Origin of the sequence: Parasphingorhabdus sp., from assembly GCF_039968395.1 — a bacterium.
GTDB lineage: Bacteria > Pseudomonadota > Alphaproteobacteria > Sphingomonadales > Sphingomonadaceae > Parasphingorhabdus.
The window spans coordinates 122,578-137,292 of the sequence record NZ_JBDVPV010000003.1; the positions used below are offsets into that span (position 1 = coordinate 122,578).

Genomic DNA, 14,715 nt, shown 5'->3' on the forward strand with positions numbered 1-14,715 from the left:
TGTGCCGCCTGGAAAATGGACAATAGTTAATGACCAATGTTGCGCTGCTTTCGAATCCCAATTCGACAGGAAACCGGGAAATTCTTCCGTCAGTGCGCTCCTATTGTGTGAAAACCAGTGACGTTTTTCATTATGAGGTCGATGCTGTTGACGAAATTGCCAAGGCGCTGGAAACCATAGCACGGGTCAAACCCAAAGTTCTGGTGATCAATGGCGGTGATGGCACGGTTCAGGCTGCGCTGACCGAATTATATCATGGCGGTCATTTTGGCGACACTCCGCCTCCGGTCGCGGTGCTGCCAAATGGAAAAACCAACCTGATCGCGCTGGACCTTGGCGCAGAGGGCGACCCGCTCAAGGCGCTGGAACGGATTGTCGAGATGGCCAAACATGATCTGCACGAACATCTTGTCGCACGTGAATTGATAGCATTGTCCGATGGAGAAGAAGGCAGCAAGGTCGTATTGGGCATGTTCCTGGGCGGCGCCGGATTGTCTGAATTCATCCTCTATTGCCGCCACAAGATATATCCACTCGGTCTGCCCAATGTCGTATCCCATGTGCTGACGGTATTTGCTGCACTGGCTTCGGCGCTGTTTGGCATCCGGGCGAAATTCCTGCCCAACCGACCACCTCCGGTTCGGATATCACTGATGCGTGATGGTCAGTTTCAGGGCAATTTTGCGGTGCTCATTGTCACCACGCTCGAAAAACTGTTGCTGATGCGCCGGGCGAACCGCGACAAGCCGGGCCTTGGGCGAATGCAATTTATGGCAATTGATCAGAAAGCCGGAGCGATTCTGCGCTTTGCCTTTGCCGTCATTTTTGGTCGTCTCGGAAAGGTCAGCCAGCCGGGTATTCACCTGGAACAGGGTGATTTGATCCGGATTGAAGGCAAGGACAGCAACGTCGTCATGGACGGCGAATTGTTCAGCGCTCAGGAAGGGCGGCCGATTGTGCTCAAATCAACCGAGCCTGTCTCCTTCCTTCGCCTCGCCGCATAGGCTATTCAGCTGGCGTGAGCCCACTACAGAAACTTGTTGAAAACGAACTGTCCCAGCCGGTTGACCCGCGCGTAGCGGCTTTTGCTACGGCTATTGCCAGCGAATATGGCGAAGCGTCCCGTGCGGTTCTGTTTTATGGCTCCTGCTTGCGGACGACCGAGCTGGATGGGCAGATGCTCGACTTTTATCTGATCGTTTCGAGCTATGAAGCCGCTTATGGAAAGAGCTGGCTTGTCAGTGCGAACAAGCTGCTCCCGCCCAATGTATTCCCGGCCGAGCATGACGGGTTGGTGGCCAAGATTGCCGTTCTGAGCGAAGAGGATTTTGCCCGGCTCAACCGTCCGGATGCCAGTGCCGTGAGTGTCTGGGCCCGTTTTGCGCAGCCATCCCGATTGGTCTGGTGCGCAGGGAAAGATGCGCGAACCAAAGCTGTCAAGGCAATCGAAAGCGCGTCCATCACCTTGTTCGAACTGACGATTCCGGTACTCGGAACACAGCCGCAGACGCCGGTTCGGATATACCATCACGGCTTTGCGCTGACCTATGGTGCTGAACTTCGTGCGGAACGCAGCAACCGTTCGGGTTCGGTCGTTGACGCCGACCTGGGGCGGTATGAACAATTCGGTCAGGCCACCATGGCCACGTTGCAGCAACACCATCCGTCGGATGCTTCGATTCTCACCGCACCGGTGGCAGAGAAGCGCTGGAAAAAACTCCGCCGCAACGGCAAGCTGCTGACCCTCGCGCGGCTCGCAAAGGCGTCGGGAACCTATGCTGGCGGAATTGACTATCTGGCCTGGAAAATCAATCGCCATGCGGGGACCGACTATGTCATCAAACCCTGGCAGCGCAAATGGCCGATTGTTGGTGCAATAACGATGCTGCCGCGGCTGATTGCGGGTGGGGCGATTAAATGAGCTTCAACATCCCTTTGGCGGCATTCAAAGGCAAGAATCTCGATTTCTGGATAGCGGCGATTATCTGGGGTTTCGTCATTCTGGCGGGATGGGAGCTCAATCGTCTGTTTTACGCCCCGGCAGCATTTTTCGATAGTGATGCTGCTCTGATTAGTTTCTTCATGGGTTACGGAATCATCGCGTTCTGGATCAGTCGCCGACATTCGGCAGAGCTTCTCAAGCGGCATGGTGTAAATCCCTATGACTTTCATTGGTCCAGGCGGCGTAGGCGCGATGGATTTCTATTTTGTGCGAATTGCCACAGTGTCCATATTGTTCTCCCCGACGATTTTGATCCCGAAGCGTTTGTTTTCTGCGGCGATTGCGGACAAAAAATTGCTCGCTATGGCGACATGGCGCAGCGGATTGACGAAGTCCGAGATGAATTGACACGGCTTCGCCCGAAAGACACTGACACACTTCAGTGACCTCGCTATGAGCGTGTTGTACCGTTCTTCTGACGAAAACATAATCGAACACTATTGCCGCGGTTGATTGCGGGTGGGGCGATTAAATAGTAGGCTCTTCGCGATAACATGGAGGGACGTTGGAATGGCGCATAAACTTGCGAAAAACCCGGTGCATCTTGGTCTCGGAGCCACGGCGGAAATTGAGCCGGAAATGACCGGTGATTTGTCATGGTATGCTGGCTATGGCGAACGCCATGGCGGTGATGGCGTGGAAGGCCGCCTGGTCTCCATGTACACGTTTACCGAGAATTGGGATGTCTGGGAAATGCATCCCCGGGGAGCCGAGATGGTGCTTTGCACCGCAGGGGCGATGGCACTGATTCAAGAAATGGAAGACGGTTCCCACAAGCGGACAGACCTGATTAGCGGCGAATATGCAGTCAACGCACCTGGCGTCTGGCACACGGCAGATGTGGAGGGGTCTGCAACTGCCATGTTCATAACCGCCGGCGAAGGTACCGAACATCGGGAAAGGTGATGTTCGTAGTTCAGACCAAGCCAGCCCAATCGAGGGGTGCAGGCAAAATCTGGTCAGAATAGTCTACCTGCAATACCCTCCGACAGTTGGATGAAGAGGATTTTTCAGAGCAGTGTAATATGGGAGTTGCATAGACCCATACATCTCCTCTCGCGGCAAGACAGTCGTGAATTCGAGAATTTTGGATGACCAAATCTAACTGGTCTTGCTCGACTTTGCCAAGCAAATGTGATCCCAAGGCCACGCGTAGAGGCGCATTATGTTGTGTAACAGAGTCCAGATGCACCCGTATCGTTATCATGTTTTGAAAATAGCTGAACGGGGGTTCGGCATGAATGATATTGTTTTTGACGGTCCAAGGACCAAATCCCGCGACATTCTCCCGCGAGTTGACAGCAACCGTGCGATCCTGATGCCAGCCCAATGACCAGTTATTCTCAGGAGACTTGTTAAATAATATGGCGCGGACCGGCTGGTAATCCGATATTTCACTCGGAAAAATTGACTGGCTGAACTCTGATCTGGCGCATAGAAGTTGCTGTAAATCGCAATCTCCGCGCAGGCGGAGACCGGGGCGTTCATCGTGCTCGGGTGGAAGAAGACTTTCGAATGCATCCAGAAATGGATCAGCGCCGCCTTTGATCAAACAAGCTCCGTGTTCTTTCAATCGCAGGAGGTCCGATTGCACTACCGGTCCTTGTAATCCGGTTTGCGCTTCGCAAAAAATGCCTTGGCGGCTTCGCGACTGTCTTCGGTCATGCTCAGCATCACCTGCTGACGATCTTCGATAGCCATGGCGGCTTCGAAGCTTTGCGCGTCGATATTGCGGTTAAGGGCATCTTTCGACAGACGCAGCCCCATCGGTGCGGTGTCGAGCATTTCGTCGGCGAGCGCGAGGCCGGTGGACAGCAGCTTGTCCTGATCCACCACTTCGCTGATCAGGCCTGTTTTTTCGGCCCGTTCTGCATGGATGAAACGGCCGGTCAGGATTAGCTCGGATGCGAGTGACGATCCGACAAGGCGGGGCAGGAAATAGCTGGAACCCATGTCGCATCCCCCAAGGCCAATCTTGATGTATGCGGCATTCATTTTGAGATCGGGTGCGCCAAATCGGACATCGCTGGCGAGCAGTAACGAGAAACCGCCGCCACAGGCTGCGCCCTGGGCGAGTGCGATAACAGGCTGCGGGCATTGCCGCATCAACTGCATGACCGTGGCGATGTTCCGCTGGGTGCGCCAGATATGCTGAATCTGCCCGCGTGAGCCGTCATTTTTCCATGCCCCGATATCGAGGCCGGCACAGAAAGCCCGGCCTTCTGCCCGGAACAGGACGACACGAACATCTTCGCGGCCTTGCAATTCGCGGAAATAATCCTGCAGCTCGAAGATCATGTCTTCGTTCATCGTGTTAAGCTTGTCGGGTCGATTGAGCGAGAGAATCTCGATGGGCCCGCGTTGTTCGATGAGAATTGTGTTGGTCAAGCTGATGCCGTGTCCTTTAGCCTAGATCGCTCCAACTGCTTTGCCAGCAGCTTCAAACATGCCGAGGATCTGATCGACCTGCTCGCTGGTATGTTCCGCACAGAGCGAACAGCGCAGCAACGTCATGTTGGCCGGCGTCGCTGGCGGACGTGCCAGATTGACGTAGAGACCTTCTTGCAACAAAGCCTGCCACATCATCGCGCCGCGTTCGAGGTCGGGCATGATAACCGCGATGATCGCGCTTTGGGCTTCGGGCGTGCCGAGTTCAAAGCCAAGATCGCGCAGGCCTTTGTGCAGTTTCTTGCTGTTCTCCCAAAGATGCGCGCGCTTGTTGCCGCTGTGCATCAGCTTGCGAATGCTGGTTGCGGCGGTGGCCATCACACTGGGCGGCAGAGATGCGGTGAACACATAGGGCCGGCAAACCAGCCGCATGATTTCAAATTTCGGATGGTTGGAGACACAGAACCCGCCAACCGTGCCGACGCTTTTTGAGAAGGTACCGATGACGAAATCAACGTCGTCAATCACTCCCTGATCTTCGACAACGCCGCGGCCATTTTCACCGATAAAGCCCATGCTGTGAGCCTCGTCGACAAGTGTCATTGCCCCGTTTTCCTTGCAGATCCGGATCATTTCCTTGAGCGGCGCGACATCACCGAGCATCGAATACACACCTTCAAGAACGACCAGCTTGCCAGCTTCTGCGGGCAAGCGTTTCAGGCGTTTTTCCAGCGCTTCAACGTCATTGTGGCGGAACGCGACGATCTCGGCATTTCCCATCGCACAACCGTCATAAATCGATGCGTGGCTGTCGATATCCAGAATGACATAGTCACCCTTGCCGGCAAGGGTCGAGATAATCCCGAGATTGGCCTGATAGCCGGTGGAAAAGACCATGGCATGATCCATGGCATAAAATTCCTTCAGTGCTTCTTCGCAATCCTTGTGCGGGCTGTAGGTGCCGTTGAGCACACGGCTGCCGGTCGTGCCGGAACCAAAATCCTTCAGCGCTTGCTGGCCTGCCAGCTGGACGTCGTCATCAAACGTCATGCCCATATAGTTATAGGTGCCAAGCAGGATGGTTTCACGGCCATCGCAAATCGCGACTGTGGGCGAGAGTACCTGTTCCATAACCAGCGAGAACGGGTCTTTCACACCGGTCGCCAAAAGCGTTTCGCGTTCCTGGATGAGCGGATCAAATTTGGATAACAAGTCGGTCATTCGAGATCAGCTATCCATCAACTTGGCAACAGCGTCTGCCAGCTGGCCTACGGTTTCAATCTCTGCCTGCATGTTCATGGTGATGATGATGTCGAATTCATCCTCGACCGCTGCCACAAAATCCATAACCGTCAGGCTGTCCCATTCCAGATCGCCCGCAAAGGTTGTTGCGTCCTTTAGCTCGACGCCCTTGTTGTTAAATGGTCCGATCAGGCTCTCGACTTTGCCCATGATTTCTTCGCGACTTGCCATATTGTTCTTCCTGAATTGTTCAGCTTGGTCTTTGCCAACTGAACCGACCCATTGGCAAGCGAATAAGGCGGAAACACGGCAGCAGCTTGCTCAAATAGGTGCTTTATGTCATTGCCAGCCGGAAATTTTTGGGGGGAATGATGGAAGAAAGCAGAAAGTGGCCAGATGATGCCGTTATTGCTCTGAGGGCAACACAGCAGCATCACGTCCAGCTTAGCCTGATGGCGGATAACAAAGCCAATATGCTGCTGGGGGCAACATTCATCGTTTTCACACTTGCGGTGGGTCAGAGCCAGTCCGGAGGCCTTTCTTTGCCGCTGACAATTCTGGCGATATTCGCTTTTACTTCCGCTGTGTTTGCCGTGCTCGCGGTTATGCCGGTCACCGCGCCCAAAAAAGACGGCGCGACCAACATGTTATTTTTCGGCGGCTTTTCGGATATGGAAGAGGGAGAATATATCCACCGGGTATTGACGACAGAATTTGAAAATCAGGAAACCGTCTATCGCGCGATGTTGCGGGACATCCATCAAATGGGACTGGTGCTGGGCAGGAAAAAATTTCTCTATCTGGGCTGGGCCTATCGTGTTTTTCTGCTGGGACTAACCCTCACCCTGTTTTTCTATCTGGTTGAACAGTTTACAGGTCCGTTGACCTAGGCTGACTGGCTCCAGTCCAGCCACAGGTCCTCGATCGCCCACACCACGCTGCCCCGCATAGCGCCAGGAGTTTTGTCCGGGTGTAGCCGAAACTGACCGATCTGGCGAAACCAGGTTTCATAGAAGATATGCAACTCCATCCGGGCCAGATGCAGGCCAAGACAGGTGTGAATACCCGATCCAAACGCTCCGTGTCTGTAGTTTTTCCGGTCAACCGAGACAGCCATGGGATCGTCATTCAGCTTTTCGTCCCAGCCAATCATCGCCAGCGGACAGATGATCATTTCGCCCTGTTTCAAGTGCTGACCACCCAATTCGGTATCTTCTGCAATAAAGCGCGGCAGGTTGATGAAGGAATAGCGCCGCAGCAGTTCCTCGGTGACATCCGGAATGCAGCCGGGGTCATTGATAATGCGTTGCTGAAGTGCGGCATCCCCGGCAAGATGTTTCATGCCAAAGCTCAGCGCATTCACGACCGTATCGAGGCCCGCGAGGAAAAGCAGATGCGCAATAGAGAGCAATTCTTCGAAAGAAAGCTCGCGGCCATCAACATCCGAACGGATGATGTGGCTCATCATGTCTTCCTGCGGATTTGCCTGCCGTTCTTTCACAAATTCCGCCAATATTGCGACGATCTTCATCTGCACGGCTGCGACGCCGTCCGTCCCGGCAAGTTCGAAATTCTCGCTGACAAGGGCTCGGAATTCCTCAAAACGTTCCAGTGGCAGGCCCAGCATTTCCATGAACACGGAGACCGGAAAACGGGAACCAACTGCATCCACAAACTCACATTCGCCGCCCGCTTTCACTCCACCAATCAGGCGGTCCGCCCAATGCTGGATGCGCTCTTCCAGTGGAGCCATTGCCTTTTTCTCGAAAAACGGCCGTAGCAATTGGCGGTAGGGGCGATGCTCGGGCGGATCGAGAGACAACGGGATTGTCTTGGGTACATTTTCGACGTGGGGAATTGAAAAATTCTGGTTGGAAAAGACATTGGGCTTGCGCAACAGATCAATCATCATGTCACTGCTGGTCACAATCCAGTGCCCGCCGTTTTCGGGAGTCCAGAACAAGGGAGGGGCTGCCTGTTGCAGGGCCCGAAAAGATTCATGCACATCAACCTTGATCGACGGTTCGGAATAAATATCGAAACTGTGCGTTGGTACGTCGTCACGTACAGCCAGATTGTCCTGCATATACACTCTCCCAAGGCGTGGGATTATGCACGGTTCTCCAGCTGATGGCAGCTAATGAAATAATCAGGCTAAAACTTTGGTCTGACAGACCATGGCTTTAGAGCCAGTCATTGAGCCGATACCATTGAGCGGTGTCTTTCAGACCCTTTTCCGTATCCATTTTGGGAACCCAGAGCTGGTGGGGCGGGCGTTTTACGGGATCAATCGTCCAGTCATCATGACAGAAATAACTGACCCGATCGGCGGTTAGTTTGGCTTTGTCCTTGCGCACCAGACGGTCAGCTTTCGCCGCCAATTCAAGCAGAAGTCTCGGAGTTGCAACCGGTCGAACCCGTTTTCCGACGGCCCGGCCAACCGCTTTGGCAAAATCGGTCTGGGTCCAGCCTCCGACCTGGCCATCGTCTACTTCGAATATCCGCGCGGTCAGCTCTTCATGGACCGGAATAAGTGTCATCAGCGCCCGGGTCAGATCATCGACATGAATGATCGAAAGCACGCCATCTGCATCCGGCGGCAGCGTCACCACGCCATATTGGGCCATTTTGAAAATATCGAGCATCTCGCCATCACCAGGGCCATAGACTGCCGGAGGACGCACAATCGTCCAGTCCAGACCGCTGGAGGCGACGATCTTCTCGGCTTTCGCCTTCGTGTCCCCATAGATTGAGAGCTCTGGCTGCGTGGCCGCGAGCGACGAGACGTGAATGAATCTTTTGCAATCCGCCTTTTTTGCCGCCTCTACCATGGCGAGTGTACCGGCGACGTTGCCAGCTTCAAATCCTGCCCGATCCGGAGCGTTGACCACGCCGGCAATATGAATGACCACGTCTGCAGCAGAGCAGAGCTCGTCGAGGCTGTCGCGATTGTCGAGCGCGCCATCTACCCAGGTAACATTTGGCCTGTCATCCTGCCGCCGCCGGGTCAGCGCCCGTACCGGAAACCCGGCACGGATGGCCAGGTTGAGCAAATGCTCTCCGACAAAACCGGTCGCACCCGTCAGGGCCAGTGTCTGCTTCGTCCGCATCAGATTAGTCGGTCAAGCGCATGATCATACCAACACCATCTGGTTGCGGTGGACGACTGCACTGCGCGGCGCATAGCCGAGCAGGGCTTCGAGTTCGGAGCTATGCCGCCCGACAATCTTGGCGCAATCAAGCGCATCATATTCCGCCAGACCGCGGGCAATTACGGTCCCGTCAGGATCCGCAATGTCAACGACATCGCTGCGAACAAATTGTCCATCGAGAGAGATGATTCCTGCAGCCAGCAGACTGCTTCCGCTGCGCAAAGCTTCGACGGCTCCAGCATCCACCATAATCGTTCCGTTCGAAGTCAATCGTCCGCCAAGCCAGCTTTTCCGTGCATTTTCCGAGCGACTGGCCTTGAACATCGTGCCGACCCCGGTCGACGCATAGCGCCGCAGCGGATGATCTTCGCGGCCCGATATAATCGCCAGTTCGATACCCGCCAGGTTTGCAATGCGGGCGGCTTCCAGCTTGGAAATCATTCCTCCGGATCCCATGCCGGAGGAGGAACTGTCATCGGCCATGGCCAAGATATTCTCGTCGATTCTCTCAACCAGGTCGATAAACTGGCCTTCTGTCTCACTGCCGGAGCGGCGATCGTACAGACCGTCTATATCGGAGAGCAATATGACCCGGTCTGCCGATGCGGCCTGCGCGACCCGCGCGGCCAGCCTGTCATTGTCGCCGAAGCGGATTTCGTCGGTGGCAACACTGTCATTCTCGTTGATGACGGGAACCGCCTTTCTTTCGATCAATCGTTCCAGCGTGGCGGATGCATTGAGATACCGTTTGCGGTCCTCCATATCATCAAGGGTAAGGAGCATCTGTGCCGCTGTGAGCTGTTGATCGCCCAATAATTCCGACCACAGGCTGCTCAGCGCAATTTGGCCGATCGAAGCTGCTGCCTGGGCATCTGCCAGATTGGCCCGGCCGCCTTGTTCCAGTTTCAGCTGGCGCGCACCAAGCGCTATTGCGCCAGAGGATACGACTATTACTGAGTGGCCCTGACCAGTCAGTTCGGCAATGTCCGCCACCAGTGTTTCCAGCCAGTCGCGCCGGACTTGTCCCTCTTCTCCAATCAGAAGCGAGGATCCGATTTTGACGACGAGAATCTCGGAAGATTCCTTGCTCACAGCGGAGACCAGTCTTTTTCAGGTTCTTCATCATCGGCGGATGTACCCGATTGATCACTGGTTTCTATCGAACTGTTCGTGCCGACCGCTTCCAGCACGGCATCAAGTACATCGTCCATGCCTTTTCCCGTCGCGCCTGACAGAGGCAGGATATCCGTCGCCCCTGCGGCCTGCAGGTCTTTGGCAATGTCTGCCATCAATTCGTCGTCCAGTAAATCAGCCTTGTTAAGCGCCAGTATCTGGGGTTTTTCGGACAGACCGCCGCCATATTGTTCGAGTTCTTTGGTCACTGTTTTCCAGGCCAGTACGGGATCATCGCCGGTCGCATCAATGAGGTGCAGCAAGACTTTGCAGCGTTCGATATGTCCCAGAAATCGATCACCAATTCCGGCGCCATCTGCCGCGCCGTCGATCAGGCCCGGAATATCAGCGAGGACAAATTCGCGGGCCCGATGCTGTACCACACCCAGTTGGGGATGGATTGTCGTGAACGGATATGCGCCAACTTTGGCTTTGCTGTTGCTGACAAAATTGATCAGTGTGGATTTGCCGGCATTGGGCAGTCCCACCAGCCCGGCATCCGCGATCAGTTTGAGCCGCAGCCAGACCGCCATTTCTTCACCGGGTTCACCGGGTTGATGCTGGCGCGGTGCGCGATTGGTAGAACTTTTGTAGCTCGCATTGCCGCGACCGCCTATCGAACCTTCCAGAAAAAGCTCTTCCTGCCCTTCGCGGGTCAGGTCCAGCAGTACATGCTCTTTGTCTTCCGACAAAACCTGCGTTCCCACCGGCACATTGATGATCCGGTCGGCGCCGCCCGCGCCGGTCCGGTTGCGTCCGGCTCCGCCCTTGCCGCGCTGTGCCCGCAAATGCTGCGCATAGCGAAAGTCGATGAGCGTGTTCAGGCCTTCGACTGCACGAAAGATGATGTCGCCGCCCTTGCCGCCATTGCCGCCGTCAGGGCCGCCATATTGAATATATTTCTCACGCCGAAAACTGACAGCGCCAGGCCCGCCCGCGCCCGAGCTCACATAGATTTTGGCTTGATCCAGAAAATGCATGCTCGTGCATTTAGGGAAGGGGAAGACGAAAGACCAGACCCTGTCGAAACTTATGACATATCATTCGCTGCAGAAGACCGGCTAGATATTGAAGTCGCAATATACCGGCTGCTTGGCGATATATCGATTTGTTCGATGTCTCTGAAGAATATAATTGACTATATCTATTTATAGTCATGCCCTATTGTCAGAACATCACAACGTAAAAGGATCAACTGTCATGTCGAACGCCAACAAATGCCCTGTCATGCATGGTGACAATAGCCACAAGTCCACCGGACAATCCGCGAACCAGAAATGGTGGCCGAACCAGCTTAACCTCAGGGTTTTGAACCAGAATTCTCCACTGATCGATCCGATGGATGAGGATTTTGACTATGCAGCGGAATTCGAGAGCATCGACTTTGCGGCATTGAAAACCGACCTGACCAATTTGATGACCGACTCGCAAGACTGGTGGCCGGCGGATTATGGCCATTATGGCGGGCTCTTTGTACGCATGGCCTGGCACAGCGCGGGAACCTATCGTACTTTTGACGGACGCGGCGGTTCTTCCACCGGGACACAGCGCTTTGCCCCGCTGAACAGCTGGCCTGATAATGGCAATCTCGACAAGGCGCGCCGTCTGCTCTGGCCGATTAAACAGAAATATGGACGCAAGCTTTCCTGGGCCGATCTGATGATCCTGGCCGGCAATGTTGCGATGGAATCAATGGGCTTCAAGACATTTGGTTTCAGCGGTGGGCGCGAAGATGTCCATGAACCGGAAGAGGATATCTACTGGGGTCCGGAAACCGAATGGCTGGGTGACGAGCGCTATAGCGGTGAACGCGAACTCGCCGCACCGCTCGGCGCGGTGCAGATGGGACTGATCTATGTCAATCCGGAAGGACCAAATGGCAATCCTGACCCACTCGCATCGGCGCATGACATTCGCGATACCTTTGCCCGGATGGCGATGAACGACTACGAAACAGTCGCACTGGTCGCCGGCGGTCACACGTTCGGTAAAGGCCATGGTGCCGGGCCGGAAGACAATGTCGGCCGCGAACCGGAAGGCGGCGCGATGGAAGCTCAGGGCTTTGGCTGGCTGAACACACATGGCTCCGGCAGTGGCGGCGATACCACAACCGCGGGCTTCGAAGGGGCATGGACCGTGAACCCGATCCAGTGGGACAACGGGTATTTTGATGTGCTGCTTGGCTATGACTGGGAACTGACAACCAGTCCCAGCGGGCACCAGCAATGGACTCCGACGGCTGCTTCGAATGCGGATCAACCGCCAGCGGCTCATGATGGTTCGCGCACTGAACCATTGATGATGACCACGGCGGACATGGCTCTCAAGATGGATCCGATCTATGATCCGATTTCCAAGAACTTCCATGAGAATCCGAAAGAGTTTGCCGATGCCTATGCCCGGGCCTGGTACAAGCTAACCCACCGCGACATGGGGCCAAAGTCTCGTTATATCGGTGCTGAAGTGCCGGAAGAAACGATGATCTGGCAGGATCCAATTCCTGCTGCGACCGGCAAACCGCTCAGTGACCAGGATATTGCGTCCTTGAAAACGACGATTCTGGACTCCGGTCTGACCGTCCAGGAACTGGTCAGGACAGCATGGGCTTCTGCCTCAACTTTCCGCGGAAGTGACAAGCGCGGGGGTGCCAATGGCGCCCGGATCCGGCTGGCACCGCAAAAAGACTGGGAAGTGAATAATCCGTCTGAACTGGGCAAAGTGCTGGTCACTTTGGAATCCATCCAGTCGGACTTCACCGGTGACGTGTCGATTGCAGATTTGATCGTGCTCGGCGGATGTGCTGCAATTGAAAAGGCAGCTCAGGACGCAGGGACAGCGATCACCGTGCCATTCACTCCGGGCAGAACCGATGCTTCTCAGGATGAAACAGATGTGGATTCCTTTGACGTGCTGGAGCCAAAAGCAGATGGTTTCCGCAATCATCTGAATGTCGACAGCCGGCGTCCTGCCGAAGATTCCCTGGTAGACCGTGCGGCTCTGCTGACGCTGACCGCTCCGGAGATGACCGCACTAGTCGGCGGAATGCGGGCACTGGCAGCCAATGCTGACGGTTCTGATCATGGTGTCCTGACGGATCGCCCGGGTCAGCTGACCAATGACTTTTTTGTCAACCTGCTTGATATGGGAACACAATGGAAAGCGACGTCCGAAACGGAAAGCCATTTCGAAGGCCGTGATCGCAAGACGGGTGAGGTCAAATGGAAAGGTACCCGCAATGATCTTGTCTTCGGTTCCAATTCCATTTTGCGCAATCTGGCCGAAATATATGGCGCCAGCGATGCCCAGACCAAGTTCGTTACCGACTTTGTTGCGGCGTGGGACAAGGTCATGAATCTCGACCGGTTTGATCTCCATCGGTAATTCCTGAACGCCCCGGCCGACGATCCCCCCTGGTCGGCCGGGGCACCCTTTTACTCCGCCGCTTCTGCCCGCTCCATCTCGGCTACACGAGGATCGTTGGGATAGACCCAGTCTTCACCGATAACCTGATCCACCGCCAGATGTTCCGGAACCCGGTTCAGTCCGATCATTTTGTCGCAGGTCTGGTGGAAACTGTAGATGCGGGCCTCCTGATAGCTGAGCGGTACACTTTTGAACCCGTCACTTTCCATCGATTTCTGGATCATCTCGCCAAATTGCGTGTCTTCGAGAATGATCGGTGACATGGCCCGGCCGTTCGGTTGGCTGTCGTCCGGAACAGTCCACAAATCCGGCGCAGGTCCGTCTCCCCAATCCAGAGCCATCGTTACCAGTTCAAGCCGGGTTGTATTCAGTCCGGTTGGCCAAAAAATGAGCGGCGGCACGAAATAGTTACTCAGCGGTGACACCCAGTTCGGGAACATCGTATAGCTCTGGGTGCAGGTCCTTCCAAACTCACCGACAGTGTCGATCTGCTGCCATTCCGGCGGGGAATCGACAGCCCGGACATGCTCGCGGTCGGTTGTTTGCGGCGGCGGGGCCAGCATCCGGGCGTGACCATTGGGATAGATTGTGTTGACATTGCGTTTGCTGTCAACCAGCGGAGCTACGGTTTCGGGGTGGATGAAGGGCACGTGATAGACCTCCATATTGGCCTCCATCGCCACCTTCCAGTTGCATTCGAGATCAAAGGAATGGCGCGCAGCCAGTTTGATCCGGTCAAAGCCGAATTCTTCCCATTCATCCCAGACCGGTCCCAACCATTGCTTCAGCGGCATGGCTTCCGAATCAAAATTCACAAAGATCAAATTGCCCAGTCGCTCACAGCGAACCGGGATCAGGCTGCGGCAGGACATGTCAAATTCCGGCCCGAAATCCTGTTTCTCGGGAACGCCGATCAGACTGCCGTCGGTTTTGTACGTCCAGTTGTGATATCCGCACATCAGGCGAGGGGCCTTGCCTTTTTCTTCGGTCACAACCGGTGCACCGCGATGACGGCAGGTATTGTAAAAGGCCCGCACTTCGCCATCCATGCCATGAATGATGATGATCGGATCGCCGATATTTTCCCACTTCATAAAGCAGCCGGGGTCTGGAACTTCATCGATATGGGCCGCAAAAAGCCAGGTCTTTTTCCAGAGATATTGCTGTTCGAGATCGTAATATTCCTGACTGGTGTAGCGCCCGGCCGGCATATCGGGAAGATGCGGAAAGCCCTCTGGCGGTGCCTGGCGTGAGGCTTCCCAGTTCATCAAGCGCTTCATCCGCTCAATATAGTCTGCTTCCATGGACATGATATTGATCTCCGTTGCCGACGGG

The 14,715-nt window shown here is 55.1% G+C and carries 15 protein-coding genes; 6 read left to right on the forward strand and 9 right to left on the reverse strand.

From position 1 onward, the window contains the following. The first annotated feature begins 29 nt into the window (after positions 1-29). From ABJI30_RS08585 to ABJI30_RS08600, 4 genes are all read left to right on the forward strand, one after another. Positions 30-1,004, forward strand: coding sequence for a diacylglycerol kinase family protein (locus ABJI30_RS08585; protein WP_348015767.1), 975 nt, complete (start codon positions 30-32; stop codon positions 1,002-1,004). A 14-nt stretch (positions 1,005-1,018) separates the two neighbouring features. Then, positions 1,019-1,921 (forward strand): hypothetical protein, encoded by a 903-nt coding sequence (locus tag ABJI30_RS08590; protein WP_348015768.1) that lies wholly within the window; start codon positions 1,019-1,021, stop codon positions 1,919-1,921. After that, positions 1,918-2,388, forward strand: a complete 471-nt coding sequence (locus ABJI30_RS08595) for a hypothetical protein (protein ID WP_348015769.1) — start codon at positions 1,918-1,920, stop codon at positions 2,386-2,388. Before ABJI30_RS08590 ends, ABJI30_RS08595 begins: the two co-directional genes overlap by 4 nt. 124 nt (positions 2,389-2,512) lie before the next feature. After that, positions 2,513-2,908 (forward strand): cupin, encoded by a 396-nt coding sequence (locus ABJI30_RS08600; protein ID WP_348015770.1) that lies wholly within the window; start codon positions 2,513-2,515, stop codon positions 2,906-2,908. 10 nt (positions 2,909-2,918) lie between these two features. Here ABJI30_RS08600 and ABJI30_RS08605 read toward each other — a convergent pair whose 3' ends face one another. Genes ABJI30_RS08605 through ABJI30_RS08620 form a run of 4 tightly spaced genes read right to left on the reverse strand, consistent with a single transcriptional unit; the run spans position 2,919 to position 5,863 of the window. Continuing rightward, the gene (locus ABJI30_RS08605) at positions 2,919-3,554 is read right to left on the reverse strand and encodes a phytanoyl-CoA dioxygenase family protein (RefSeq protein WP_348015771.1); all 636 of its coding nucleotides are present in this window, start codon (positions 3,552-3,554) and stop codon (positions 2,919-2,921) included. A gap of 41 nt (positions 3,555-3,595) precedes the next feature. Further along, positions 3,596-4,390, reverse strand: coding sequence for an enoyl-CoA hydratase/isomerase family protein (locus tag ABJI30_RS08610; protein WP_348015772.1), 795 nt, complete (start codon positions 4,388-4,390; stop codon positions 3,596-3,598). A 21-nt stretch (positions 4,391-4,411) separates the two neighbouring features. Further along, positions 4,412-5,611 carry an aminotransferase class I/II-fold pyridoxal phosphate-dependent enzyme gene (locus ABJI30_RS08615; protein ID WP_348015773.1) on the reverse strand — a complete coding sequence of 400 codons (1,200 nt, stop codon included), beginning with the start codon at positions 5,609-5,611 and terminating at the stop codon, positions 4,412-4,414. Positions 5,612-5,617: 6 nt separating this feature from the next. Then, positions 5,618-5,863, reverse strand: a complete 246-nt coding sequence (locus tag ABJI30_RS08620) for an acyl carrier protein (protein ID WP_348015774.1) — start codon at positions 5,861-5,863, stop codon at positions 5,618-5,620. Positions 5,864-6,000: 137 nt separating this feature from the next. Here ABJI30_RS08620 and ABJI30_RS08625 point away from each other — a divergent pair, with 137 nt between their 5' ends. Next, on the forward strand, positions 6,001-6,522 hold the full coding sequence (locus tag ABJI30_RS08625) for a Pycsar system effector family protein (RefSeq protein ID WP_348015775.1): 522 nt from the start codon (positions 6,001-6,003) through the stop codon (positions 6,520-6,522). On the opposite strand, the gene ABJI30_RS08630 is transcribed toward ABJI30_RS08625, so the two are convergent. The 4 genes from ABJI30_RS08630 to obgE form a co-directional block, all read right to left on the reverse strand. Further along, positions 6,519-7,718 carry a cytochrome P450 gene (locus ABJI30_RS08630; RefSeq protein WP_348015776.1) on the reverse strand — a complete coding sequence of 400 codons (1,200 nt, stop codon included), beginning with the start codon at positions 7,716-7,718 and terminating at the stop codon, positions 6,519-6,521. The genes ABJI30_RS08625 and ABJI30_RS08630 overlap by 4 nt on opposite strands. A gap of 97 nt (positions 7,719-7,815) precedes the next feature. Beyond that, positions 7,816-8,742: an NAD(P)-dependent oxidoreductase gene (locus ABJI30_RS08635; protein WP_348015777.1), complete on the reverse strand. Its 927-nt coding sequence runs from the start codon at positions 8,740-8,742 to the stop codon at positions 7,816-7,818. A 24-nt stretch (positions 8,743-8,766) separates the two neighbouring features. Further along, the gene (gene proB / locus ABJI30_RS08640; protein WP_348015778.1) at positions 8,767-9,876 is read right to left on the reverse strand and encodes a glutamate 5-kinase; all 1,110 of its coding nucleotides are present in this window, start codon (positions 9,874-9,876) and stop codon (positions 8,767-8,769) included. Beyond that, a complete protein-coding gene (gene obgE / locus ABJI30_RS08645) occupies positions 9,873-10,937 on the reverse strand; it encodes a GTPase ObgE (protein ID WP_348015779.1) in 1,065 nt (354 codons plus the stop codon). The genes proB and obgE overlap by 4 nt, the downstream gene beginning before the upstream one ends. Before the next feature lie 220 nt (positions 10,938-11,157). Here obgE and katG point away from each other — a divergent pair, with 220 nt between their 5' ends. Further along, entirely contained in the window at positions 11,158-13,338 is a 2,181-nt protein-coding gene (gene katG, locus ABJI30_RS08650; RefSeq protein WP_348015780.1) for a catalase/peroxidase HPI, read from the forward strand. Between the two features lie 50 nt (positions 13,339-13,388). Here the strand turns inward: katG and ABJI30_RS08655 are convergent, their stop codons facing one another. Further along, on the reverse strand, positions 13,389-14,690 hold the full coding sequence (locus ABJI30_RS08655; protein WP_348025490.1) for an SRPBCC family protein: 1,302 nt from the start codon (positions 14,688-14,690) through the stop codon (positions 13,389-13,391). Positions 14,691-14,715 lie beyond the last annotated feature (25 nt).